The sequence below is a fragment of the Kocuria sp. NPDC057446 genome, from assembly GCF_042802875.1.
In the GTDB taxonomy this organism is placed as follows: Bacteria; Actinomycetota; Actinomycetes; order Actinomycetales; family Micrococcaceae; genus Kocuria.
Genome location: NZ_JBHVDI010000257.1, coordinates 1 through 2,669, shown reverse-complemented (window position 1 = coordinate 2,669; position 2,669 = coordinate 1). Strand labels below are relative to the sequence as shown.

3 protein-coding genes are annotated in these 2,669 nt (G+C 71.0%); all 3 read right to left on the bottom strand.

The features are described from left to right. Window positions 1-87: 87 nt before the first annotated feature. The 3 genes from frr to tsf all read right to left on the bottom strand — a co-directional run bounded on the left by frr (window position 88) and on the right by tsf (window position 2,611). Window positions 88-645 carry a ribosome recycling factor gene (gene frr / locus ACFU0Y_RS17820; RefSeq protein WP_380216247.1) on the bottom strand — a complete coding sequence of 186 codons (558 nt, stop codon included), beginning with the start codon at window positions 643-645 and terminating at the stop codon, window positions 88-90. A gap of 127 nt (window positions 646-772) precedes the next feature. Continuing rightward, on the bottom strand, window positions 773-1,546 hold the full coding sequence (gene pyrH / locus ACFU0Y_RS17815; protein ID WP_017834131.1) for a UMP kinase: 774 nt from the start codon (window positions 1,544-1,546) through the stop codon (window positions 773-775). A gap of 234 nt (window positions 1,547-1,780) precedes the next feature. Further along, window positions 1,781-2,611, bottom strand: a complete 831-nt coding sequence (tsf, locus tag ACFU0Y_RS17810) for a translation elongation factor Ts (protein WP_380216244.1) — start codon at window positions 2,609-2,611, stop codon at window positions 1,781-1,783. Window positions 2,612-2,669: the final 58 nt, after the last annotated feature.

Sequence of the window (2,669 nt, the reverse complement as noted above, 5' to 3'; positions counted from 1 at the left end):
GGGCCGGCCGGGGCCGCGGCGAGAAGGCTTCCCCGGCGGTTCCCGGGGAAGCCTTCGTCTCCTGGTGCGGTCGTGGCTGCTCCGGCATCAGACCTGCAGCAGCTCGGCTTCCTTGTTCTTGAGCATCTCGTCGATCTGGTCGATGTGCTTCTTGGTCGTGGCGTCGAGGTCCTTCTCGGCGCGCTTGCCCTCGTCCTCGCCGATGTCGCCGTCCTTGACGGCCTTCTCGATCAGGTCCTTGGCGTGCCGGCGGATGTTGCGCACGGAGACCCGTGCCTCCTCGGCCTTGTGCCCGACGACCTTGACGTACTCCTTGCGCCGCTCCTGCGTCAGCTCCGGCATCACCACCCGGATGACGTTGCCGTCGTTGGCGGGGTTCGCCCCGATGTCCGAGTTGCGCAGCGCCTTCTCGATGTCGTTGAGCGCGGAGCGGTCGTACGGCGTGATGAGCAGCGTGCGTGCCTCGGGGTTCTGGAAGGAGGCCAGTTGCTGGAGCGGCGTGGGGGTGCCGTAGTACTCGACCAGCACGCTCGAGAAGAGGGAGGGGTTGGCGCGGCCCGTGCGGACCGCGGCGAAGTCCTCCTTGGCGCCGTCCACGGCCTTGCCCATCTTGGTCTTCGCTTCGGACATCGTCTCTGGGATCACGTAGGGGCTCCTTCGTCGGGTCGCACGGAGGCCTCCGCGCGGGGTGGGTCCGGCCGGCGGCCGCGCGGTTGCCGCGCCGCCCGGGCCGTGCTCACCCCAGTCTAACCGGGGGCCGTCCCGCGCCGTCTCAGGCGGTGACGAGGGTGCCGATCTGCTCCCCGAGGATCGCGCGGGTGACGTTGCCCTCGCCCTCCATGCCGAACACGCGCATCGTCACGTCGTTGTCGCGGCACAGGCTGAAGGCCGTCTGGTCCATGACCCGGATGTCGCGGGCGAGGGCCTCGCCGTAGGTGAGCGTGGACAGCCGCTGGGCGTCCGGGTTGGTCCGGGGGTCCGCGGTGTAGACGCCGTCCACCCCGTTCTTGGCCATGAGGACCTCGTCCGCGTGGACCTCCAGGGCCCGCTGGGCCGCGACGGTGTCCGTGGAGAAGTAGGGCAGCCCGGCGCCGGCGCCGAAGATCACGACGCGGTCCTTCTCCATGTGGCGGATGGCCCGGCGCGGGATGTAGACCTCCGCCACCTGCTCCATCTTGATCGCGGACTGCACGCGGGTGTCCACCCCGCACTGCTCCAGGAAGTCCTGCAGGGCCAGGCAGTTCATGACGGTGCCGAGCATCCCCATGTAGTCCGCCCGGGACCGGTCCATCCCGGCCTGGGAGAGCTCGGCGCCGCGGAAGAAGTTGCCGCCTCCCACCACGATGGCCGTCTCCACCTGCCCCACGGTGGCGGCGATCTGCTCGGCGATGTCGCGGACCACGCGCGTGTCGACCCCGATGGAGCCGCCGCCGAAGACCTCGCCCGAGAGCTTGAGCAGCACGCGGCGGCGCGCCGGGGCGACCCGGGGGTCCCGGCTCAGGCGCAGGGCCTCGTCCTTGATCTCGGAGGCAGAAGTGGTGGGCATGGTTCCTCCCGGCGACGACGGAGCTGCGTGGACGGGCTCGGCCCCGCGAGGGTGCAGCTGGTTCGGGGGCGGGCCTCCCTCAGCATACAGAACGCGTCTGCCTCCCGATGGCCGCCCTCCGGCCGCGGGGAGCGTCGTCCCAGGTGGGAGCGGGAACGACGACGGAGGCGCCCCTGCGGTGCAGGAGCGCCTCCGTCGTGGAGCGCGGGGGCGCAGCGCCCTGGTCGGGACCGGTCAGGCGCCGACGCGGAACCGGGCGAAGGCCGTGGCGTTCGCACCGGCCTCCTCGAGCACCTTGCCGACGGTCTTCTTCGAGTCCTTGGCGAAGTCCTGGTCGAGCAGCACGACGTCCTTGAAGTAGCCCTTCAGGCGGCCGTTGATGATGTTCGGCAGGATCTTCTCCGGCTTGCCCTCGGCGCGGGCGGTCTCCTCGGCCACGCGCTTCTCCGACTCGACGGTCTCGGCGGGCACGTCGTCCTGGGAGAGGAACGTCGGGGACATCGCGGCGATGTGCACGGCCACGTCGTGGGCGACCTGACCGGCGTCGGCACCGGCGACGGCCAGCAGCACGCCGACCTGCGCCGGCAGGTCCTTGGAGGTCTTGTGCAGGTAGACGGCCACGTTGTCGCCCTCGACGCGGGCGATGCGCCGGACGACGATCTTCTCGCCGAGCAGCGCGCCGGTCTCGGTGACGAGCTCGGAGACGGCCTTGCCGTCGACCTGCGCGTCCATCAGGGACTCCAGCGTCGTGGCGTCGGCGGCCACGGCGGCGTCGAGCACCTTGTTGCCGAACTCGACGAACGGGGCGGACTTCGCCACGAAGTCGGTCTCGGAGTTGACCTCGACCATGTACCCGACGGTGCCCTCGACGCGCGCGGCGACGAGGCCCTCGGCCGTGGCCCGGCCCTCGCGCTTGGTGACGCCCTTGAGGCCCTTGACGCGGATGATCTCCTGCGCCTTCTGGAGGTCGCCGTCGGCCTCGTCGAGCGCCTTCTTGACGTCCAGCATGCCGGCGCCGGTGCGCTCGCGCAGGGCCTTGATCTCAGTGGCGGTGTAGTTCGCCATGGAAACTCCTCACTCGGTCGGTGGTGCCGGCCGGGGCAGGCGCAGGCCCGCCCCGGCC